Genomic DNA, 23,035 nt, shown 5'->3' with positions numbered 1-23,035 from the left:
GTGCGGCCCAACGTGAAGCATCGGATTCGAAGTAGTTTACGCGGATGTGAAGGAAACCCGGTGTTTTCCCGCCACCGGGGTATTTCGAACCTATTTGCTTACTGTTACTTGCCGGCGCCTGCCGCTTCTACCTGTTTATTGATAAACCAGGTCTGGGCGATGGAGATCAGGTTGTTCGCAATCCAGTACAGAACCAGGCCAGCCGGGAACCACAGGAAGAAGAAGGTCATCATGATCGGCATCAGCTGCATGATCTTCGCCTGGGTGGGGTCGGTGGGCTGGGGCTGCAGTTTCTGCATCAGCCACATGGTGGCACCCATGATTACCGGCAGAATAAAGTAGGGGTCTTTCACTGACAGATCGTGAATCCACAGAATCCATGGTGCGTGGCGCAGCTCCACGGTTTCCATCAGCATCCAGTAGAGACCGATAAACACCGGCATCTGCAGCAGAATGGGCAGGCAGCCACCGACCGGGTTAATCTTCTCTCGGCGGTACAGCTTCATCGTCTCTTCCGCCAGTTTCTGGCGATTATCCTTATATTGCTCCTGCAGCTTCTTCATCTGCGGCGCAAATTTGCGCATGCGCGCCATGGACTTGAGACCCGCTGCGGACAGTGGGTACAGCAGTGCCTTGATGAATACGGTGAGCAGAATGATGGCCCAGCCCCAGTTAGCCACCAGGTGTTCGTGAATCCAGTGCAGAACACGGAACATGGGTTTGGCGAGCCACCACAGCCAACCGTAGTCCACGGTCAGGTCGAGGTAGGGCGATATCTCTTCGAGGCGGTAGACATCTTTCGGGCCCACGTAGAATGAAGCTTCGACGGTGCCCTGTTGGCCAGGTTCAACACGCAGCTGCGGGCTGGAAAAGCCCATGCTGTACAAGCCATTGCCGATCGGCTCCAGTTTAAAGGTGTTGCGTTCCTGCTGGTTGGGTACCCAGGCGCTCAGGAAATAGTGCTGCACCATGGCCACCCAGCCACCTTCGATGGTTTCGGCGGTCGGTTTTTTGGCAATGTCCTCGAAATCCTGTTTGTAATAGTTCTCCTCGCTGGTGTGTAACGCGGCACCAAGGAAGGGGGACATACCGATGCCCATATCCACTGGCGGTTCCAGGCTGTCACGTACAATTTCGCCACACATGCCGGCGAGCAGCGGTTTGTCGCGGCCGTTGTCCACCATATAGGAAACTTTGATTAGGTAGTCGCCGCGAGTAAAGGTGTAGCGCTTGGTAAAGCCGATACCGTTCTGGGATTGCTTCAGGTCCACGGTCAGGGTGTCTTTTCCTTCCTGTAGAGCGTATTCGCTGGCGTCACTGGTAAATACCGGGCGGCCGGCGGAACAGTTGCCCTTGCCGCCCACCAGGCCGCTTTTTGCCACATAGGTGTGACTGCGGGTCTGGTTGAGGAGAATGAGGGGTCGGTCCGGAGTGTCAATTTCCTCGTAAAACTCGCGCAACGCGACTTTGACGATATCGCCACCGTGGGGGTCGATCAGCAGGCTCAGGGTATCGGTGTTGACCGTAATCAGTTTTGGTTGGGCGCTGTGGCCCACTTCCGGCATCGCGCCTTCCGGCAGGTCGTTACCTGCACTGTTTGCGCTGGACTGGGCCTGGCTGCTGGGAAGGGTTTCCGTATCGGCGCTCTGGTGATGCACCACGGTTTTCTGGTCAATGGCGGGGGTGTGTTGCTCTTTGTAAGCATTCCACTGATAAATCAATGCCAGAAGGACCGCGGCGATGCCGCCGACCAGCGTATAGCGTTGCCAATCCATTATGTCGTTAGCCTTGTTGCTTGGGCGGCGCCTCGACGGTCGCCGGTGATTCGGGTGCGTGGTTTGCGGGGGGAACATGGTCTAGCCCCCCCGGGTGCCAGGGGTGGCATTTTATAAGGCGTCGCAGGGTTAAATAACCCCCTTTGCAGAATCCGTGCGTCTTTAATGCTTCTTCAGCATAACAGGAGCAAGTGGGGTAGAAGCGACACTGGTTGCCAACCCAGGGACTGGCGATCAGTCGATAGAGATGGATGAGCTTGATGGCCAGCCAGGTCACTGGTCGCTGCCCGTGGGTTTTGATGGTGTTTGTGGCGAGGTTTGGCTGGAGGACGGGTCTGGTCCGAGCCGTTTACCGGCAGATTTTCCTCGTTGGGACTTGCCGCGACCGCGATTTCGCCCACTAACCTGCTGTGGCTGTGGATCCCGCGCGCGTTGGTCAAGCTTGCGCCACAGTTTGTTGAAGATTTTGCCTAGAGCGGCATTGTCTAAATCACCGGCTCCGCCACGGGCCAGGACAACGGCATCCAGTGGAAACAGTTCGTGCTGACGCAGGCGAAAGGTTTCCCGGGCAATACGCTTGATACGGTTGCGGTCGGTAGCGTTGCGAACGTGTTTTTTGGCAATAACGAGGCCGAGCCTGGGATGTTCCAGCTCGTTAGGACGGGCGAGGATCAGGAATTGAGGTTGCGCGGCGCGGACCGGCGCAGAATCAAAAACGGCGCGATACTGCGCCGCATTGAGCAGCCGCAGCGGCTTGGCGAAAGCGAAGTCGCTGCGTGAGCACTGCATAGTGATTCAGTGGCAAGTATAAGGTTGCTCGCTGGGCGGCAATCTTACGCGCACAGAACCTTGCGGCCTTTGGCGCGACGACGAGCCAGAATCTTACGGCCGTTTTTGGTGGCCATACGGGCACGGAAGCCGTGGGTGCGAGCGCGCTTCAAGTTGCTGGGCTGAAATGTACGTTTCATCGTTTTACTACCTGGATAGTTGTCCTGGAGCCATGTCCGGGAAGTTTGGGTAATTCTTTACCGCGTTTGGCTATAGCCCGTATGCGGTGCGTCCATTCGCAATCAGCGGACAGACTTCGGAGCGGGCTATGCGCTGCGAAGGCGGCGGATTGTATAGAAAGAAGCCAATCAAAGCAACGCTTGCGGCGATTATTCGCTGCGCCACCGCCGTTGTATCACCGTTGTCTTGGGTGAGGGAATTCGTCAGTGGGGCATACCCTGCGTTTGTGTGTTTGATCTGTGCGGTATTGCTCCCTGTTTCTTTATCTGGAGGCAGATTGTCTCGCGCAGTTTAGGCGACCGTTCTGTTGTTTTTGGTGTCATTTTCGTAAGTGGTTGTATTTCAGGCGTTATTTGCGGGAGTGCACCGGTTTGCCCCAAGATATTCACAAGCATTTGTGGATAACTGTGTTGTCGTGCTAGTCAGTTGGCGATTACTAAGTAGACAAGTGATTGATATTTCAAGGCTTTCCTCAGCAAAACTTGTCCCCAAAACCTGCTGAATTGTGGATAACCCCTGGCCTAACGGATATACTGTCGCCCTTCTTTTGAGGTGATGCCCGGCGTATTTGGGGTGGCCCACATAGAATGTGGCGCCGGTTTTATTCGGGCGCAGTTTCACCTCGTTCCGTCGTTCTTAGGGGGTTCCTTGTCTGATTCCGTCTGGAAGCAGTGTGCTGCCTGTTTACAGGATGAGCTGCCACCACAGCAATTCAGCACCTGGATTCGGCCGCTTCGCGTCAGTGATGACAGCTCTGAAGGTGAGTTGCGCCTCGTGGCGCCTAACCGTTTTATCCTCAACTGGGTGAGCGACAAATTTCTTGATCGTATCCGTGAGCTGGTTCAGCAGTTTTCCGGTCGCTCCGTACCGGTAGAGGTTGTGTCTCTGGACAGGCGCACCTCACGCTTTCGTCGCAGTCTGAACGGGGATGGGGCCTACACCGGGCAGTCTCAAGCGCATAGTCAGGCCGCCGGTTTTGGCGGATACGTGCGCTCCGGTGCCGCTGGGCGCAGCGGTACCGATAACTCGCCCTCAGTGTATGGCGGTGCGGGCCCGGTTGGCTCCGGTAGCACATCGGTGCGCCAACAGACCGCGCCCGCTGGCGAGCGTATGCCTGTCGCACAGCCCGCAACACAATCTATCCCTGTTAACCGCAGCCTGCCCGGTATGGAAGCTCATAGCAATCTCGCGGCGGAAGAGGCCGGTGCCGATGCGCTAACGCCCGCGGAGCAGTTGCCGGCAGATTTGCACGGCGGCGAAGCGGCGGTACCGGTGGTACCCGCGGCCGGCGCGCAACGCAAAGTCGAGGTGGAGGGCGCGATCAAACACGGCAGTGCGTTGAATCGCGGTTTTACCTTCGCTTCTTTTGTTGAGGGTAAATCCAACCAACTCGGCCTGGCGGCAGCGCAGCAGATTGCCGACAACCCGGGGGGGGCCTATAACCCGCTGTTTATTTATGGCGGGGTGGGCTTGGGTAAAACCCACTTGATGCATGCGGTAGGTAATGCGCTGGTCGAGCGAAACCCGAACGCGAAGGTGGTTTACCTGCACTCCGAGCGATTTGTGGCGGATATGGTGAAGGCGCTTCAGCTGAATGCGATCAGTGATTTTAAGCGTTACTACCGCTCGGTGGATGCACTGCTGATTGACGACATTCAGTTTTTTGCCGGCAAAGAGCGCTCCCAGGAAGAGTTTTTTCACACCTTTAATGCCCTGCTCGAGGGCGGGCAGCAAATAATTCTTACCTGTGATCGCTACCCGAAGGAAATCGACGGGCTCGAGGAGCGCCTCAAGTCGCGCTTTGGTTGGGGGCTTACCGTCGCGGTTGAGCCGCCGGAACTGGAAACCCGGGTTGCTATTTTGATGAAAAAGGCGGAGCAGGTGGGTGTTGATCTGCCCCATGATTCTGCTTTCTTTATTGCACAGCGGATCCGGTCCAACGTGCGTGAACTGGAGGGCGCGTTGCGTCGCGTGATTGCGAACGCCCAGTTCACCGGGCGCGCAATTGACGATATTCTCGTGCGAGAGGCGCTCAAAGACCTGCTGGCCCTGCAGGATCGGTTGGTCAGTATTGATAATATCCAGCGTGTGGTCGCGGAGTACTACAAGATCAAGGTGGCCGACCTGTTGTCCAAACGCCGCAGTCGTTCGGTAGCCCGTCCGCGTCAGGTGGCCATGTCGTTGGCGAAAGAGCTGACCAACCACAGTTTGCCGGAAATTGGCGACGCGTTTGGTGGCCGCGATCACACAACGGTGCTGCATGCGTGCCGCAAGATCAAGGAGCTGCAGGAGTCCGACGGAGACATTCGTGAAGACGTGCGGCTGCTGACCCGGTCGTTGACGACCTGATACTCTAACGTATTGATATTTAATGATTTTTCGCGGGTGTCCGACGTAGCAACCGCGTCACAACAAGAATGACCTAACGTAGATCAAGGCGATATATATGAAATTCAGCGTAAGCCGTGATGCCCTGGTAAAACCCTTACAGCTGGTTGCCGGCGTGGTTGAAAAGCGCCAGACATTGCCCGTGCTGGCTAATGTTCTGATGCAGCTGCAGGGACAGGAATTGTCGCTGACCGGTACCGATCTGGAGGTGGAAATTGTCGGACGCCTGCAGCTTGAGCAACCCGCAGAACTGGAAGGCGAGGTTACGGTGCCGGCGCGCAAGCTGCTGGATATCTGTCGTTCCCTGCCCGACGGTTCCGAGTTGAAGTTTGAGCGCGATGGGGAGCGGCTCGTGTTGCGCAGTGGGCGCAGTCGTTATCAGCTGTCGACGCTGCCGGCCAGTGATTTCCCCAATCAGGAAGAGACCACCGCCCAGAGCCGTTTCTCCATTTCGCAGCGTGAGATTCGCCGTTTGATTGATGCCACCGGTTTTGCCATGGCACAGCAGGATGTGCGTTATTACCTGAACGGTTTACTGCTCGAATGCCGCCCTCAGCAGCTGCGTGCGGTAGCCACCGATGGCCATCGTCTGGCGCTTTGTGATCGCGATGCGCCCGGTCTGAATGTGGATGCTCCGGTACAGGCCATCGTGCCGCGCAAGGGTGTTCTGGAATTGGCGCGTCTCCTTGAGGATACGGATGCCAGTGCCGACGTTGTGCTTGGCAACAACCATATTCGTGTTGTTTGCGGCCAGTTCACGTTCACTTCCAAACTCGTGGACGGTAAGTTTCCCGATTACGAGCGCGTGTTGCCGCGTGGTACCGGTAATGAAGTATTTGCCGATCGCCTTGCGCTGCGCCAGGCTTTCCAGCGCGCCGCGATTCTCTCCAATGAGAAGTACCGCGGTGTGCGTCTGCAATTGTCCGAGGGGTTGTTACAGATTGTCGCGAACAACCCTGAGCAGGAAGAGGCGGAAGAGCAGTTGATGGTGGATTACCACGGTGATCCGCTCGAGATCGGCTTTAACGTGGGTTATCTTCTGGATGTGACCGGTGCCATCCACAGTGATCAGATTCGTATCGGCCTGGGGGATGCGAACAGTAGCGCACTGTTGCAGCAGCCTGAGCAGGGTGATGCGGTGTACGTGATTATGCCAATGCGGCTTTGAGGCGCCGGTGGGAGCGCCAGATAGCGTGTGCAAGGCTTGAGCCATTTTAGAGTGTTTCAGATAAAGACCGCCCTCCATTTCGGAGGGCGGTCTTTTCGTATTTGCGTGTCTTTGGCGTTTTTCTGTTTCCGTGGTTTGCCCTTGAGGAGGGCAGTTGTCGCTTGCTCAGTGGGGGTAACCCCTTGTCTGTGAGTCGACTCGTTTTGAGTAACTTCCGCAATATCGCGCACGCCGAGCTCAATCTTGCGGGTCAGGTAAGTCTTTTTTGTGGGGCGAATGGCAGTGGTAAGACGTCGTTGCTTGAAGCCGTACATATGCTCGCCAGTGGGCGATCTTTTCGCTCCCGTCAGCACCAGGCAGTAATTCGCTACGAGCAGGCCGCGCTCGCGGTTTTTGGGCGTCTCAATAGTGGTGTGACCCTCGGTGTCGAGAAGCGTCGAGACGGGCAGGGCAGGATTCGGATCAATCAGATGGCGGCTGAATCCAGCTCTCAGCTTGCCGCATGCCTGCCATTGCAGGTGATCAACAGCGAGAGCTTCGCTGCTCTGGATGGGGGCCCTGGGGTGCGTAGACAGTTGCTGGATTGGTCGGTGTTCCACGTGGAACACTCGTTTTCTTTGCACTGGAAGGTCTATCAAAGCGCGCTAAAGCAACGCAATGCACTGCTTCGTCGTGGTAAAATTGCCTCCAATTTGCTCGCACCTTGGGAACAACAGTTGTTACTTAGTGGCGAGGCGGTGGATACCCTGCGCCGCAGGGTTTTCGAGGATCTGAAGCGTGAGTTCGATTCACGTCTTTCCGATTTGCCGGCTGATGTATTCGGCGATCTCAAAGTTAGTTACCGCAGCGGGTGGAAGAGTGATCTCGCTCTTGCGGATGCGATTGATTTGGCCCGTGATGGAGATGCTGAACAGGGGTTTACCCGTGTGGGCCCCCATAGGGCCGATCTGCGATTCACTATTCACGGGCAGCCGGCACACGCCATTTTGTCTCGTGGGCAGCAAAAAATGGCAGTATGTGCTTTGCGCACGGCGATGGCATCGGTGGTTGCTGGCGCTGATAAGCCCGTGTTCCTGGTCGACGATTTGCCGTCAGAGCTCGACCAGGATAATCAGACGCTGTTTGCCCGCTGGTTGAGCCGGTGCGCCAGCCAGGTTCTCGTAACGGGTATCGAGCCTCAGATAACCGCGGCGCCCTGGCTTCAGTTTGAGGGCCCCTGGGGTAAGCCGAGAATGTTCCACGTGGAACATGGTGAGGTGACCAGTATCGCGCAGGCAGGAGACTGACAAAGGCCTCGGAATATATCGAATACCAGGCAGCAACGGATTGGTGGTTGGAAAGCAAGCCCGTAGTAGAACGCGGCGAGCAAAAAATTACCGGAATGACTGATCAAAGCAGGCCCGGCTATGGCCGGCGCGAATGGAGCAACAGAATGTCGCAAGAGAATAACTACGATTCCAGTAGCATCAAGGTACTCAAGGGCCTGGATGCGGTGCGCAAGCGCCCGGGAATGTATATTGGCGATACCGATGATGGCACAGGCCTGCACCACATGGTGTTTGAGGTGGTGGATAACTCCATCGATGAGGCGTTGGCAGGGCACTGCGACGAAATTCGGGTGACTATTCACCCGGACGAGTCCGTGAGTGTTTCCGATAACGGTCGCGGTATTCCCACCGAAATGCACCCGGAGGAGGGGGTTTCCGCCGCTGAAGTGATCATGACCGTGCTCCACGCTGGTGGTAAGTTTGATGACAATACCTACAAGGTATCCGGTGGTCTGCACGGTGTCGGTGTGTCCGTGGTAAATGCACTGTCAGAAGAACTGAAGCTGACCATCCGCCGCGGTGGCAAGATCCATGAGCAGGTATATCGCCACGGCGTGCCGGATGCACCCTTGACCATCGTTGGGGATAGTGAAACTACCGGTACCGCGGTGCATTTCAAGCCTTCCGCAGACACCTTCTCCAATATCGAATTCCACTTTGAGCAGCTGGCCAAACGCCTGCGGGAACTGTCGTTCCTGAACTCTGGTGTGCGTATCGTGCTGCGTGACGAGCGCTCCGGTAAGGAAGAAGTCTACGAATATGAAGGTGGCCTGCGGGCGTTTGTGGAGTTCCTGAACCAGAACAAGACCCCGATCAACAAGGTCCTGCATTTCCAGAATCAGCGCGAAGACGGTATCGCGGTGGAAGTGGCCCTGCAGTGGAATGATTCCTTCCAGGAAAACATCTACTGTTACACCAATAATATTCCCCAGCGGGATGGCGGCACCCACCTTGCAGGTTTCCGAGCGGCGTTGACCCGCGGTCTGAATAACTACATCGAAAAAGAAGGTGTGGGCAAGAAAGACAAGGTCAGCACCACCGGTGATGACGCTCGCGAGGGTCTTACGGCGATCATTTCCGTGAAAGTGCCGGACCCGAAATTCTCATCTCAGACCAAAGACAAGCTGGTTTCCTCCGAGGTGAAACCGGCGGTAGAGCAGGAAATGGGGCAGTCGTTCAACGATTACCTTCTGGAAAACCCGCAGGAAGCCAAGGCTGTGGTGGGTAAAATGATAGACGCCGCCCGGGCGCGGGAAGCCGCGCGCAAGGCCCGGGAAATGACCCGGCGCAAAGGGGCGCTGGATATCGCCGGACTGCCCGGCAAGCTGGCAGACTGCCAGCAGAAAGATCCGGCATTATCCGAACTCTACCTGGTGGAGGGTGACTCCGCCGGTGGCTCTGCCAAACAGGGACGCGACCGCCGCACCCAGGCAATCCTGCCCTTGAAAGGTAAGATCCTGAACGTGGAAAAGGCGCGCTTCGACAAAATGTTGTCCAGTGCCGAAGTGGGTACCCTGATTACCGCACTGGGCTGCGGCATCGGTAAGAGCGAATTCAACCCGGACAAACTGCGGTATCACTCCATTATCATCATGACGGATGCCGACGTGGATGGTGCGCACATTCGGACCCTGCTGTTGACCTTCTTCTTCCGTCAGATGCCAGAGCTGATCGAGCGCGGCCATATATTTATCGCGCAGCCTCCACTCTACAAGATCGGCAAGGGCAAGCAGGAACAGTACCTGAAGGACGAGGCGGCGCTGACCCAGTTCCTCACCAACGCGGCACTGGAGAGCGCTACCCTGTTTGTGAATCCGGAAGCCCCTGGCCTCTCCGGAACCGCGCTCGAATCTCTGGTGAAGGAATACCGCGCGGTGATGGCAACCATCGACCGCCTGTCGCGCCTGTATCCGCAGGAAGTACTGCAGAGCATGGTTTACCTGCCGAGCGTGAAACCGGAAGCCCTGCAATCCAGTGAAGCCATGGCGCAGTGGGCGGAAAGATTGCAGGCGCGCCTGGAGCAGGAAGGTGAGGGCGGTGGCCGTCGTCACACCGTCTCCGTGACCGAAGACAGTGAGCGCAACCTGTATCTCCCCACGGTTGATATAGTGGCACATGGTGTCAGCAGTCGTTACACCGTTAACCATGAATTTTTTGACTCGGCGGAGTATCGTGCCATCTGTCAGTTGGGTGAGAAAATGCAGGACCTTCTCGAAGAAGGCGCCTATATCCAGCGAGGCGAGAAGCAGCAGCCGGTATACAGCTTCCCGGAAGCGCTGACCTGGCTGATGAATGAGAGCCGTCGTGGCTACAGCATCCAGCGTTATAAAGGGTTGGGTGAGATGAACCCGGAGCAATTGTGGGAAACCACCATGAACCCGGAAACGCGCCGTATGCTTCAGGTAACCGTGGAAGATGCGATCGCTGCAGACCAGATCTTCACCACCTTGATGGGGGATCAAGTCGAGCCCCGTCGCGAGTTTATCGAGAGCAATGCCCTGGCGGTGGAAAACCTCGACGTATAAGTCCGCCCTCACTAATCGTAAGCCCGCCCGATACACCCCAAAGGTAATATCGCGCGGGCTCTTTCGTATCTAGATGTGTATCAAGAAACACCAAAGCCACTCAGGCCACCCGGCAGTGCATGGTGATTTCATCCTGATTGGCGGCGGTATTGAACATGCGTTCCGCCTCGCTGAAGCCATGCTGCTGTAAAAAATAGCGGCCGCGCAGATTTTCCTCCAACACCCGGGTTTCCAGCTGAATACGGCCGAACTTGGCCTGCGCCATCAGTTCGCTGCCGACTCCGTGCCCCTGCTCCCCTGGAGATACGAAAATCGTATCCACCTGGCGGTTCTGTGTGATTGTGACCAGGCCCTCGGGTGTTTCGCTCCCGGGGCGGGTATAGACCCAGTGGCTGCTCGTCCCAAGATCTGAGGGCGCGCCGAACCGGCATTGTTCTTTGAGTTTGCGCCGCATGGCGCGGCCCGTATCAGCCCAGTAGCTTACCGGCAGGCTCGGGTGACTACTGCAGGCCAAGTGGAGCCAGAGTTGCAGCAGACGCTCGATATCCGATTCCTGTATCGGTCTCAGCATAAGCTCTCCCATGTCAAACAGGGGTGTAACGGCCCATAGTAGTCTGATTGCTCGGTGCCCCAAAATGTCGCCAGCTTTTCTTGGACACATGTATAAGTAAAAGTCCAGGTCCTTGATGACAATATTTTGTTAAATAAATATAATCGTTCTCATTAATAATATTGATGAGAGATCTGGACTAAGGAGAGCCAATGGCCCGTTTTTACCTCACCCCACTGACCCTTGCGCTGTGTGCGACCTTGAGCAACCAGGGATTCGCCGCTGACGACTACCAGCCGCTGGAAACAATTTCCGTACTGGGCAACGGTGAACAACTGAACCGATTGCCGGGGTCTGCTCACCTGGTAAGCGACGAAGACCTGGAAAAGTTCGAGTTTGTGGACATCAACCGCATGATGCGCAATGTACCGGGGGTATACCTGCGGGAAGAAGACGGCTACGGACTGCGCCCGAATATCGGTATCCGGGGTGCTTTTGGTGAGCGTTCCGGAAAGATCTCCCTACTGGAGGATGGTGTACTGGTTGCCCCTGCACCTTACTCCGCCCCCGAAGCCTACTATTTTCCCACTGCCGGTCGCCTGCAGGCGATCGAGGTGCTCAAAGGTCCAGGCACTCTGAAGTACGGCCCTTTCAGCGTAGGTGGCGCTGTCAACATGCTGAGTACCCAGATCCCCGAAGGGAGTGCGGGTAAGGTGCAGCTGGAAGCTGGCCAGTATGGCGAAAACCGTCTGCATACTTATTATGGCGCCGGCAGCGAAACCAGCGGGTGGCTGATTGAAACCCACCAACAGCAGGCCGATGGCTTCCGCGATATAGACCGTGCTGGTAGCGCCGACATCGCCAAAGAAGATTATCTGATCAAGGGGCGGCTGAATTCCGCGGAGGGTGCCAGCTTCGCCCAGCAATTGGATATCAAGCTGCAGTACTCCGAAGAAGAGTCCGGCATGAGTTATTTGGGCCTCACTGACTCGGATCTCGCAGAAGACCCCAATCGTCGTTACGGCATCAGCGCTCTAGACGAAATGGAAAACCGCCACAGCACGGTGCAGCTGAATCACACAATTGCGCTAGGTGACGACTTCAGCCTGAGCACTCAGGCCTACTACAACAAGTTCAAGCGCGACTGGTTCAAGGTGAGCCTTGGAAGCCTGATCGATGCGGCAAATGCTGGCGATGGGGATGCTCAGGCTGTTCTGGATGGCACCCTCGACTACGCAGATGTCGGTATCAAACACAACGATCGCACCTATGTCTCTCGTGGTGTGCAGGTGAGCGCTAACTTACGCTTGGATACCGGCAGTATCGAGCATGACCTGGAATTCGGGGTTCGTGACCACTACGACGATGTGGACCGCTTCCAGCCGGTGGAAAACTATAGCCAGATCGATGGTGCGCTGGTGTTTCAGGGCATTACGGATCCCAGTGCCAGCAATAACCGCGTCGGCAAAGCCGAAGCCACGTCACTGTTCGTGTACGATCAGATACAGTTGACCAGTGCGCTGGCGGTGACTGCCGCGCTGCGCTATGAAGACATGGAAACCCGCCAACAGCGTTTCGAGAACAATGAGCGCACGGAAGAGGGCAGCAGCCGCGCCAACTCCCTGAGCGAGTGGCTGCCGGGACTGGGTGTGACCTACTCGATAAACGAAACGGTGACACTGCTGGCGGGTGTTCACCGTGGCTTTGCACCTCCGGGCAGCGGTTCCTCCGAGGGTGAAGCGGGTGACCTGTCCACAAACTATGAGGGCGGCTTCCGTGTCCACAGCGGCGACCTGCAACTGGAAATGATCGCCTTCTACAGCGATTATGAGAGCACAGTGCAGAACTGTTCCGTCGCCCAGCCCTGCGCCAACGGCCAGGACAGCGGAAACTATGCGCTCGGTGAATCGGAAATCCGCGGGTTGGAAGCCAGCGTCAGTAGCGAGTGGCAAATGACAAACGGTTGGCTGATTCCACTGCAGGCGAGCTACACCTTCACCGACGCCGAAATCAGTAAAGATAGCCTGGAGTACATCAGCTCCAATGGCGAAGACGGCTTGGCGGCAGGGGACAACTTTACCTATCTCCCGGAAAATGTGTTTGCCCTGACTACCGGTGTCGACAGTGGCGCCGCGTGGCGGATCAACCTGACAGCCGCATATCAGGATGATATGTGCGTCAGTAACTACTGCAACCGCGGTGATACGGACCGGTTCGATGTCACCGAATCTTTGTGGGTGCTGGACGCCGCCGCGCACTACGACTTCAGCAGCGATCTTGCAGGCTACCTCAAGGTGGACAACCTGCTGGACAAGCAGGCCATTATCAACCGCGCACCGGATGGCGCGCGCGTCAACCGCCCTCGCACCGCGTCCCTGGGAGTGAGTTATCGCTTCTGATCGATCATCGGATAGTGCGTAAAAACCCGGCACTTGCCCAATGATGTCCACTTAATGTAGCTGAAGGCGAAGGTGACGATACCGGGCGCGGTCTTGTGAGACCTTCACCGCCAGGGATGGCGGTGCAGAGCCCCCAGGGATGGGTTTACGGCGTGTCTCACATGACCGCACCCGGTAGCGGCGCCGCCACAGAATTACTTAAGTGATCAGTATTAGGCAGTTGCCGGGGTTTTTACTGGGTGGTACCAGTCAGGTGCACGAAATGCGCCTTCAGATAGCGGGTTTCAGGAATGGCGGGGTGGACGGGGTGATCCGCACCTTGTCCGCCACTGCCGATAATACTGATGTTCTTGTCCAGGTGGCGTCCCGCGCCACGCAAAATTTCCAGTAGCGTATCGGACTCAAGGTGCATTGAGCAGGATGCGCTCACCAGCAGGCCGTTCTTTTCCAGCAAGCGCAACGCCAGCTCATTAATATGGCGATAGGCCGCCTCACCGGACTTTTGATCCTTGCGGCGCTTGATAAAGGCCGGCGGATCCAGAACGATGGCGTCGTAACGCTCGCCGCTGGCGATCAGCTCTTTCATCGCATCGATGGCCTTGCCCTGAATGGTGATCAGGTCGCCCTTGCGATTGTTCAGTGCTGCGTTCTCCTCACACCAATCCAGCGCTTGGTCCGAAGCATCCACGCAGGTGACCTCACTGGCGCCGTGAGCAAGCGCTTGCACACCCCAGCCTCCAGCGTAGGAGAATAGATCTAACACCCGCTGCCCCTTGACCCACTGATTCAGTCGCGCGCGGTTGTCCCGATGATCGTAGAACCAACCGGTTTTCTGCCCCTGGTAAACCGGTGCCAGCAGTGACACGCCGTTTTCCTCGAACGGCACCATCTGTGGTACTTCACCGAAGGCCACTTCACAGAGATCCGGCAATTCTTCCACCTTACGCCCCTGGTGGTCATTGCGCAGCAAAATACCGGCAGGCTTCACCAGCGTGGTCAGCGCTTCGACAATATCCTGAATCAGAGTTTCCATTCCCCAGCTACTGACCTGGACCACCAGGTATTCACCAAAACGGTCGACCACCAGACCGGGCAGGCCGTCGGAATCTCCGTAGACCAACCGGTAGCTGGGGTGAGGGTAGTAGCGCTCGCGCAGTGCGAGGGCATTCTCGAGGCGACGCTTCAACTGCTTGGGAGTAAATGGTCCCTTGCGGGATACCAGCCTTGCGCAAATGAGCTGATTTGGGTTTACCAGCGCAAACCCCAGGCTTTTACCGTTGCTTTCTAGAATTTCACACTGACTACCCGGCTGGATTCCTTTGAGCGGACTGCGCTTGGTGTCCACTTCATTGCTGTAGATCCACAGGTGGCCCAATTTTAATCGGCGCTCGGCGCGGGGGTTGAGAATGAGTTGTTGCACGGGATAACTCCGCTTCGTCTGGGGGGCGCCATTGTTTGATTGTGATGGGCAGATTACAAGCATAAATAATCTGCCGTGATACACCCACTAACCATAGCGAAACGGCGGAAACCCCTGGGCAAAAAAAAAGCCCGGCAACCGTTACATTCTCCGGCGCCGGGCGGGTGCTTTTTTCCAGGTGGTGTTCAGACAGCCCCTTAGCGCGTACTGATGGATACCTCTGTGGTCGCTATGACACCACTGCCATCCTGGTGAGCTATAAGACCGAGTGCGCGGGTGTCGCTGCCGAGTCCCATCCATTCGAGGTGCAAGGTGCCCGTACCGCCAACGGTGGCGGTGGCAGGGGCTTCGAGTAGTGTATTGCCACTGTCACCCTGCAGGTTGAAATTAAACAGGGTGTAGGGCGTCGGACCTGGCGCTGATGCGTAATCCACAACGAACACGGCGTAGAGACCGGGTTCCGGATTCTGCATATCCACCTGTTCCGCGGAAGTTGGCGTACCGCTGGAGCCCACCAGCGGCCACCCGGCCGACGCGGGACCGAGTACCTGTAGATCCAGATCGTCGGAACCATCGCCCGCGCCAACGTCTTCATCAAACAGTGCGAAGCGGCTGAAACTGGTGCCAGCCGGGACCTCGAAGAAGATCAGGTCATCGAGACCGTCATCCACCGCACCATCCGCAGGGATACCTTCGACCAGTCCATTCATTGCGGCGCTATAGGTGCCGGAGTAGCCAAACGCGAGCGGTAGCGACAGGATACCTTCACTACCCGTACCCCGTACCGCAGCGGCTGTGGAAATGGGCACCGGACGAATGGCGATAGGGCTACGTACCTTGCGGAAGCCCTGTGACCAGCTGACGGCGCCAAACGCCCATTCGCCAAGCGCAGCTTCCTCAGTCGCGGTAAACGTTACCTGATAGGTAGCAGTCTCGCCTTCCCGCAAGCGCAGAATACGCGGTGTGATTTCCACGTCGATACCTGCTGGCGCATCGACTTCCGCCCAATACCAGTGCACACCTTTTTCCACGCTGGTTACCCGGCGAGTCACCGTCTGGCTGCCCACCAGTTCGGCGATTCCTATCGAAGGCAGGTTAAGGTCCGAAGAATCCGTGGAAAAGCCACTTGCCTCGAGATAATCGCAGTCGCCTGCGGGCACGATGGGGGTCTGCAATTCAGCTCCGCAGAGAAATGCCAGGTAATCGTAAAAACCAGCGTCATATACCAGGCCCGGGAAAAACGCGTTGGCCGGCTGCACCATGCCCGCTCCCAAGTCGAAGGGATCGGCACCGTCGTCGCCAAAGGACTTTCGCAAATTCTGACGTGCGCTGGTCATCATGGCAGAGCGCGCCATTGCCGGGGTCCACTCCGGATGCGCCTGCTTGAGCAGCGCCATGACACCGGCTATATGCGGACTTGCCATAGAGGTACCACTGAGGGCGCCATAAATATCTCCGGAGCCCACCGGCGAAATACCCGCGATGATTCCCACTCCGGGTGCCGCAATGTCTGGTTTGATGATATCGGGCGCGCCCGCGTTGGCACCGCGGGAGGAGAAGCCGGCGATGCGATTGTTCCGGGGAACCTGAATTTCAGGGCTTAGAGTTCCGCTGGGTGAAGACGCGGCAGCAAGCACTGCGCCATCGGGGTAGCGAATCATGATGCCAGGAATCGTAGTGTCCGGGGCCGACATGGTGATGGGATCGATACGGTCCGACGCAGTGCCGTCGTTATACACGATAATGGCACGTGCACCGGCAGCGGCGACCTGGTTGTACTTGTCACTGAACGCGCAGCCGCCGCGTACCACCAGAGCGATATTTCCCGCCATGGACTCTGCGTTAGTGAGGGGGGCACAGGCTTCCAGCGGCTCTGCGTTGATGATCGAGGAGGAAATGGTACCGCTATCGCTGAGCTGTACCGGCCCCGACCCCTGCAACCCTTCAAAGATACCGGCGAGTGCTGTGGGAGAGTCTATTTCGACACCAGTACCGAAGCTTTCGTTGTCTTCACTGGCCGCCACGGAGGTGATCCAGGGGACGCCGGAGGGCGTGCCAATAGTTTCACTTCCGGGGCCCGCATTACCGGCGGAAGTTGCCACGAAAACACCGGCATCGGCAGCGAACAGAAAGGCGATATCATCGGGGCCGGTAAACTGGGTGCTGGCACCGCCGACGGAATAATTGATGACATCTACTCCATCGGCAACCGCCTGATCGATGGCGGCCATGGAATCGGAAGAAAAACAGCCACTGTCATCCGGGTCGGGCGCGTCCCAGCAGACTTTGTACACCGCAACCCGCGCACGAGGGGCAACCCCGCTCAGAGTACCGGTACTTTTACCATTTAGTGTTCCCTCAACACCGTAATTACCTGCGGCGGTAGTTGCGGTATGAGTACCGTGCCCATCCGCATCCCGTGCGGAAAGAAATTCATAGTCCGCCAGAACATTTGCCGAAAGAAAACCTTCAGAAAAGGCCTGCGCCTTCACCAGCTTATTGTTGCAGTCGAAGGGTAGATCATTCGGATTGAAATCCAGGTTTCCGAACTCGCAACCTTCCCCGGTGAAGGATTCCGGAATCGCATCATAGAGTATCGGTCGTCCCATATGCCCGCGCTTGGGTGTACGCGTATCTTCAAGGCTGGGGTGCTCCGGGTGAATCCCTGAATCAATTACACCGATCACCACATCCTCTCCTGTAGCACCGAGTAACCAGGGCCCGGGAAAGTGGTTGAGGCGTAGATATTGATAGGTTGAATTGGTCTGGGGTTTCATAAGCTGATCTTCCCAGACACCGAGTACATCCTTACGGTTGCGCAACTGATCGGCCTGCTTTGCTGACATCTGCGCAGCAAATCCATTAAACGCGACTTCGTAGTTGTGCAGTGTGGGTGCGCCACCAATGGCGGAAAGCGCTTCACTTTTTCGCTGACGTAAATAGTTTTTGTACTGCTTTGCTGCGGCACTGGAAAAATCAATTTTCCGATTGTTCTGTGGCTTGGTGGCAGCGAGCCCCTGGATTGTTCCCTCGTAGGCGATCAGTGGTTTATCGGTAAATTGTACGATGTAGGTTTTTTTTGACACTTCCTGGCGAACCGGCGATTGGGTGTCATCAGTTGCTTGAGCGTGAAGTGAAAACAGCAAGCCTGCTACCAAGGCGCCCAGAAAACCGGCGCTCTTGGCTGCGGAATACCGGCCTTGAGATTGACCAAAAGAAATCATAGAAATTGTGCCCCGTAAAATACAAAGCCCGACCTTGCTCACTTGTGGCGAGCTGGTACGGGCGTTTCCGTGAGATAAGAGGAAAAGGTAGAGAGTGGAGCGTGTCGCGCCTGGTTATTTTCTTCCTTGAACGCTGCGGCACCAGGTCCCTCTCGTTGGTTTCTACGGAAACCAATCTAAGCGAGCAATAGGGTGGCGCCACATTCCTGTTAAGGGCAGCGCAGTATGCGAGCGGTCACAAAAGTGTCACCGGGATCATTCGAATACGGGGAATACAATTGGTACAGGAGATCCAGTCAGGTTTGCGTCCGACACGGGAATAACGTCGGATATCTGACGGTACTGTACGTGGCCATACTTTTCGTATTCACGACGAAAGAATATAAGGGGGAATAACGCGACGAAAAAATTAGCGCAAAATAAATTCTGAAAACTCGGCGAGATCTCGCATGACCCGAGTTTCGATCAGATGCGGGTCGGGATGTGCGATCAGTGTTGCCAGCGTCTGCTCACCAAAACCCGTTCTTACCAGTACCGGTTTGCAACCTTTCGTAACCGCACACTGTAAATCTCTGACCTGATCGCCAACGAAATAGCAGTCGTGCAGGCTGGTATCAAATTCGGCTTCGATCGCATCCAGCAGGCCCGTCTTTGGCTTGCGGCAGCGACAATTATCGTCGTCACTGTGGGGGCAATAAAAAATGCCGGCCACTTCACCACCGGCGTCTTCTACTAGTGCGCGCAGCTTAGCGTGCATGGCCTCCAGGTCGTCAAGATCGAACATGCCCCGGGCAAGGCCTTCCTGATTCGTCGCCACCACCAGTTGATATCCGGCCTGGCTGAGTTCTGCCATGGCCTCGATACTCCCGGGTATGGGGGTCCACTCGTCGACACTGGTCACGTGATCATCACTCTGGTGATTGATGACACCGTCGCGGTCGAGAACGATTATGGCCATGGGAATTTACGCTGGTAGTAGAGAAATCTACCCGTAAGGGCCTGCTTGCAGGCCCTTACGGGGTGGACGGCGATTTACTTGGCGGGTGCCAGCTGGGAAATATCGGCAACCTCAAGGAACAGCGCGCGCAGTTGCGCCAGTAGTGCCAGGCGGTTGTTGCGCAGCTGTTCGTCGTCGGCCATTACCATCACGCCATCGAAGAAGTTGTCCACGGTCTCACGCAGTCCAGACAGGCCTGCGAGGCCTTCGTCGAAGCGCGCTTCCGCGTACAGCGGTGCAACCGCTTCTTCCGCATCGCGAATCGCCAGGTACAGAGCCTTTTCTGCATCTTCCTGCAATAGCGCCTGATCCACTTCGCTCGGTGCCGGGCCGTCGAGTTTCGCAAGAATATTGGAAACCCGCTTGTTGGCTGCGGCCAGCGCTTCCGCTTCCGGTAGCTGGCTGAAGTTGTGCACCGCGTTGACGCGGTTATCAATATCCAGCGGACGGGAGAGTTTGCGCGCGGATACGGCGAGGAAAACTTCAGCCTTGATACCGGCGTCTTCGTAACGGGCGCGGAAGCGCTCGATCATATACGCCAGTGTCTGCTCGACGACGTTGTCGTGCTCCGCCAGCGCGGTGCGCGGGTAACCATCGCGCGCCAGAGTGAGCAGTTCACGCAGGTCCAGATCGATATTCTTTTCCACCAACAGGCGCAGTACACCCAGGCTGGCGCGACGCAGTGCGAAGGGGTCGCGGGAACCGCTGGGCGGTTGGCCGATACCGAAAATACCGACGAGGGTGTCGATACGATCGGCGAGGGCGACAATGGTGCCGGTTTCCGTTTGCGGTAATTCATCACCGGCAAACTTGGGCATGTACTGCTCGTACATGGCCTTGGCCACATCTAACGGTTCGCCATCATTTTCCGCATAGTAGTAACCGGCGATACCCTGCATATCCGCGAACTCGAATACCATTTCGGTAACGAGGTCCGATTTACACAGTTGCGCGGCGCGCTGAGCCAGTGCCGAGTCGCCACCGATTTTTTCCGCAATGGCGGCGGCCAGTTTCGCCAGGCGTTCGGTCTTGTCGTACACGGTGCCCAGCTTGTGCTGGAACACGATGGACTTGAGTTTTTCCCGACGCGCCTCGAGGCTGGTTTTTTTATCGGTCTCAAAGAAGAAAGCGGCATCTGATAAGCGCGGACGGATCACTCGCTCGTTGCCTTCGATCACCTGCTTGGCATCGGTACTTTCAATATTGGAAACGGTAATAAAAAACGGCAGTAGCTTGCCTTCTTCGTCGATCACGTGGAAATATTTCTGATGCTCTTTCATGGAAGAGATCAGTGCTTCTGCGGGTACATCCAGGAAACGCTTTTCAAAGCGTCCGGTCAGCGCCACCGGCCATTCCACTAGTGCGGTGACTTCGTTGAGCAGGTCGTCATCGATAACCGCTTCACCGTTTACATTGTTGGCTTCCGCCTGCACCTGCTCGCGAATCATTTCCCGGCGCTCGGCAAAATCCACCACCACAAAGCCCGGATCGCGCAGCAGCTGCACATAGTCTTTCGCCGATGCAACAGAGAGTTCGCGGTTGCAGTGGAAGCGGTGGCCGCGGGTGCTGTTGCCGGCTTTCAGGCCAAGCACTTCCGCGTCCAAGGTTTCGTTACCGAACAGCATGACCAGCCAGTGCACCGGACGCACGAATTCTTCTTTGCGCGCACCCCAGCGCATGCGCTTGGGGATCGGCAATTGAGCGAGCGATTTGCTAACGATACCGCCCAGCAGTTTCTGGGTGGCTTCACCTTTCTGTTCGCTGATAAACGCCAGACGCTCGCCCTTGTCGGTCTGCACCCGCGCCAATTCGTCGACACTGACACCGGCGCCGCGGGCAAAGCCCTGCGCCGCCTTGGTGGGGTTACCGTCTTTATCAAACGCCGCAGCCACGGCGGGGCCGTGTTTTTCAATCTGCTTGTCTTGCTGCTGCTCGGCGAGATCGCTCACGGCAACCGCAAGGCGGCGCGGGCTGGCATAGGCGTTGACGGCACCGTATTCCAGCTCGGCGTCTTTCAAACCCTGCTCGATACCTTCGGCAAAAGCTTGCATCAATTTGTTCAGCGCTTTCGGGGGCAGCTCTTCGGTGCCCAGCTCAACCAGAAAATCCTGAGCCATTACTTCTTCTCCTTCTGCGCATCGAGTTGAGCGATTACATCGTTGCGGGCCTGCTCGGTGGCCAGTGGGAAACCGAGGGCGTGGCGCGCATCAAAATAGGCCTGCGCCACGGCGCGAGCGAGGGTGCGCACGCGCAAGATAAAGCGCTGGCGCTCGGTAACGGAAATCGCGTGGCGGGCATCCAGCAGGTTGAATGCGTGGGACGCTTTCATCACCTGCTCGTAGGCGGGCAGCGGCAGACCCAGCTCGATCAGGCGCTGGCTCTCGCGCTCACAGTGATCGAAGGTGTTAAACAGGAATTCCACATCCGCGTGTTCAAAGTTGTAGTGGGACATTTCCACTTCGTTCTGGTGGAACACATCGCCATAGGTCACCGGGGTGCCGTCGGCGTTGCGGGTCCACACCAGGTCGTAGATGGATTCCACATCCTGCAGGTACATGGCGATACGCTCGATACCGTAGGTGATCTCGCCGGTAACCGGGTAGCACTCAAGACCGCCCACCTGCTGGAAGTAAGTGAACTGGGTCACTTCCATGCCGTTTAGCCACACCTCCCAACCGAGACCCCAGGCACCCAGGGTGGGGGATTCCCAGTTGTCTTCCACGAAGCGGATATCGTGTACTGCCGGATCAATGCCCAGGGCACGCAGGCTGTCCAGGTACAGATCCTGGATATTTGCCGGGGAGGGCTTCATTACCACCTGATACTGATAGTAGTGCTGCAGGCGGTTGGGATTTTCACCGTAGCGGCCATCGGTAGGGCGGCGGCACGGCTGTACGTAAGCCGCATTCCAGGTTTCCGGGCCGATGGCGCGCAGGAAGGTGGCGGGGTGGAAGGTGCCAGCGCCCACTTCCATATCCAGAGGCTGTAGAATGACGCACCCTTGGCGCGCCCAGTATTCCTGCAGGGTAAAAATCAGTCCCTGGAAGGTGCTCAGGTCCTGCGCCGGGGCAGAACTGCTGGTTTGTTGCTCGGACACCACAATCTCCGGTTTCAGCTGGGAGGGATAGACAAGGGGCGCAATTATAGCGGCAGGTGGTTGCGCACTAAACAGCGCGCAGGGGATTTGATGGCCACAATGGGGCTATTCCCCATAAAAAGATGAAACACGGCGGAGTGTCGCTGCAGTGAGAGGTATGTAACCGTTGGATATCAAAGGGCAAATGGCCGCAGGTGCATTGAAGTTGATCGGGCTACTCCCTCTGCGCTGGTCGCGCCGCCTGGGTAGTGTGGTGGGTTATTGCGCCGCGGTGACCGGGGGCAACAGCCTGCGGATCAGCCGCATTAACCTGCAACACTGTTACCCGGAAATGCCGCAGGAGACGCGAGACCAGCTTGCCCGGCAGAGTGTCATTGGCACGGCGCAAACCGGGTTTGAGGTGGCGAGCCTGTGGCGCAAGCCCTGGAGTCAGGCCGAGGACAATATCGAGCGGGTGCGCAACCAGCAGCTGCTGACCGAGGGAGTCGATGAGGGCCGCGGTGTCCTGGTATTGGCCCCGCACATCGGCAACTGGGAAATCTTCGGCCAATTCCTTGCCACGGTGGGTCCCACCACCAGCCTGTATGCCCCTCCAAAAATTCAGGCACTGGATCCGCTGATTCGCGCAGGTCGTGAGAAAACTGGTGCTAACCTGGTTCCCACCAATGTACGCGGCGTGCGCGCCCTGTTAAAGGCGCTCAAGGCGGGCGGAATAGTTGGCGTACTTCCCGATCAGGAGCCGGAGCTGTCTGGCGGTGAATTTGCGCCCTTTTTCGGGCATCCCACACTGACCATGACTCTCGCCTACAACCTGATTCAGCGGACCGGCTGCAAAGTGGTATTTGGCTTCGCCAAGCGTCTGGAGCGGGGGTTCGAGTTGGTATTTTTACCCGTAGAAAAAGCGATTTACAGCGAAGAAACCAAGGTCTCCCTCGCCGCCCTTAATCGCGGGGTGGAAGCCTGTATCGCGGAAGCGCCTGAACAGTACCAATGGGAGTACAAGCGATTTCGCAAGGGACCGGAAGGCCGAACGGGATTATATAAGAAGAAATAGGCCACTCCGCCGCCCGCTCTGTTGCAAAATCCCCCCCGATAATTTCACCCGGATGTAAATCATTTCTAGCCTCCAGGTCCCAGCGGCACTGGAGGGCCCTCC

General features: G+C 57.0%; 16 protein-coding genes. 6 read left to right on the top strand and 10 right to left on the bottom strand.

Going from position 1 to position 23,035, the window contains the following annotated elements:
- Nucleotides 1-104 precede the first annotated feature (104 nt).
- From yidC to rpmH, 4 genes are read right to left on the bottom strand one after another with little or no spacing between them, the layout of a single operon-like run.
- The gene (yidC, locus tag AU11_RS13665; RefSeq protein WP_043319859.1) at nucleotides 105-1,775 is read right to left on the bottom strand and encodes a membrane protein insertase YidC; all 1,671 of its coding nucleotides are present in this window, start codon (nucleotides 1,773-1,775) and stop codon (nucleotides 105-107) included.
- A 7-nt stretch (nucleotides 1,776-1,782) separates the two neighbouring features.
- Entirely contained in the window at nucleotides 1,783-2,052 is a 270-nt protein-coding gene (gene yidD, locus AU11_RS18145; RefSeq protein ID WP_231491928.1) for a membrane protein insertion efficiency factor YidD, read from the bottom strand.
- Nucleotides 2,049-2,564, bottom strand: coding sequence for a ribonuclease P protein component (gene rnpA / locus AU11_RS13660; RefSeq protein ID WP_081848119.1), 516 nt, complete (start codon nucleotides 2,562-2,564; stop codon nucleotides 2,049-2,051). Before rnpA ends, yidD begins: the two co-directional genes overlap by 4 nt.
- 44 nt (nucleotides 2,565-2,608) lie before the next feature.
- Complete coding sequence (gene rpmH, locus AU11_RS13655) at nucleotides 2,609-2,743, bottom strand: 50S ribosomal protein L34 (RefSeq protein ID WP_043319858.1); 135 nt, start codon at nucleotides 2,741-2,743, stop codon at nucleotides 2,609-2,611.
- Nucleotides 2,744-3,431: 688 nt separating this feature from the next.
- Between rpmH and dnaA the strand changes: the two genes are divergently transcribed.
- From dnaA to gyrB, 4 genes are all read left to right on the top strand, one after another.
- The gene (gene dnaA, locus AU11_RS13650; RefSeq protein WP_043319857.1) at nucleotides 3,432-5,132 is read left to right on the top strand and encodes a chromosomal replication initiator protein DnaA; all 1,701 of its coding nucleotides are present in this window, start codon (nucleotides 3,432-3,434) and stop codon (nucleotides 5,130-5,132) included.
- A 97-nt stretch (nucleotides 5,133-5,229) separates the two neighbouring features.
- The gene (dnaN, locus tag AU11_RS13645) at nucleotides 5,230-6,339 is read left to right on the top strand and encodes a DNA polymerase III subunit beta (protein ID WP_043319856.1); all 1,110 of its coding nucleotides are present in this window, start codon (nucleotides 5,230-5,232) and stop codon (nucleotides 6,337-6,339) included.
- 188 nt (nucleotides 6,340-6,527) lie between these two features.
- Nucleotides 6,528-7,625 carry a DNA replication/repair protein RecF gene (gene recF / locus AU11_RS13640; RefSeq protein WP_231491926.1) on the top strand — a complete coding sequence of 366 codons (1,098 nt, stop codon included), beginning with the start codon at nucleotides 6,528-6,530 and terminating at the stop codon, nucleotides 7,623-7,625.
- A 146-nt stretch (nucleotides 7,626-7,771) separates the two neighbouring features.
- Nucleotides 7,772-10,192, top strand: a complete 2,421-nt coding sequence (gene gyrB, locus AU11_RS13635; RefSeq protein WP_043319855.1) for a DNA topoisomerase (ATP-hydrolyzing) subunit B — start codon at nucleotides 7,772-7,774, stop codon at nucleotides 10,190-10,192.
- Nucleotides 10,193-10,292: 100 nt separating this feature from the next.
- Here the strand turns inward: gyrB and AU11_RS13630 are convergent, their stop codons facing one another.
- Complete coding sequence (locus tag AU11_RS13630) at nucleotides 10,293-10,763, bottom strand: GNAT family N-acetyltransferase (RefSeq protein WP_043319854.1); 471 nt, start codon at nucleotides 10,761-10,763, stop codon at nucleotides 10,293-10,295.
- Between the two features lie 191 nt (nucleotides 10,764-10,954).
- Here AU11_RS13630 and AU11_RS13625 point away from each other — a divergent pair, with 191 nt between their 5' ends.
- Entirely contained in the window at nucleotides 10,955-13,141 is a 2,187-nt protein-coding gene (locus tag AU11_RS13625) for a TonB-dependent receptor domain-containing protein (RefSeq protein ID WP_043319853.1), read from the top strand.
- Between the two features lie 232 nt (nucleotides 13,142-13,373).
- Here AU11_RS13625 and AU11_RS13620 read toward each other — a convergent pair whose 3' ends face one another.
- From AU11_RS13620 to glyQ, 5 genes are all read right to left on the bottom strand, one after another.
- Nucleotides 13,374-14,561: a class I SAM-dependent rRNA methyltransferase gene (locus AU11_RS13620; RefSeq protein WP_043319852.1), complete on the bottom strand. Its 1,188-nt coding sequence runs from the start codon at nucleotides 14,559-14,561 to the stop codon at nucleotides 13,374-13,376.
- Nucleotides 14,562-14,758: 197 nt separating this feature from the next.
- Entirely contained in the window at nucleotides 14,759-17,647 is a 2,889-nt protein-coding gene (locus AU11_RS13615) for a S8 family serine peptidase (RefSeq protein ID WP_231491924.1), read from the bottom strand.
- A 547-nt stretch (nucleotides 17,648-18,194) separates the two neighbouring features.
- Nucleotides 18,195-18,743: a D-glycero-beta-D-manno-heptose 1,7-bisphosphate 7-phosphatase gene (gmhB, locus tag AU11_RS13610; RefSeq protein WP_043319851.1), complete on the bottom strand. Its 549-nt coding sequence runs from the start codon at nucleotides 18,741-18,743 to the stop codon at nucleotides 18,195-18,197.
- 74 nt (nucleotides 18,744-18,817) lie between these two features.
- Entirely contained in the window at nucleotides 18,818-20,899 is a 2,082-nt protein-coding gene (gene glyS, locus AU11_RS13605; RefSeq protein ID WP_043319850.1) for a glycine--tRNA ligase subunit beta, read from the bottom strand.
- Entirely contained in the window at nucleotides 20,899-21,879 is a 981-nt protein-coding gene (gene glyQ, locus AU11_RS13600) for a glycine--tRNA ligase subunit alpha (RefSeq protein WP_043319849.1), read from the bottom strand. The genes glyS and glyQ overlap by 1 nt, the downstream gene beginning before the upstream one ends.
- A 184-nt stretch (nucleotides 21,880-22,063) precedes the next feature.
- Between glyQ and AU11_RS13595 the strand changes: the two genes are divergently transcribed.
- Nucleotides 22,064-22,933 (top strand): lysophospholipid acyltransferase family protein, encoded by an 870-nt coding sequence (locus tag AU11_RS13595; protein WP_043320543.1) that lies wholly within the window; start codon nucleotides 22,064-22,066, stop codon nucleotides 22,931-22,933.
- The last annotated feature ends 102 nt before the right edge of the window (nucleotides 22,934-23,035 follow it).

The sequence above is a fragment of the Microbulbifer sp. HZ11 genome (assembly GCF_000708675.1).
In the GTDB taxonomy this organism is placed as follows: Bacteria; Pseudomonadota; Gammaproteobacteria; order Pseudomonadales; family Cellvibrionaceae; genus Microbulbifer.
This window is presented reverse-complemented; position numbering and strand designations above follow the sequence as displayed.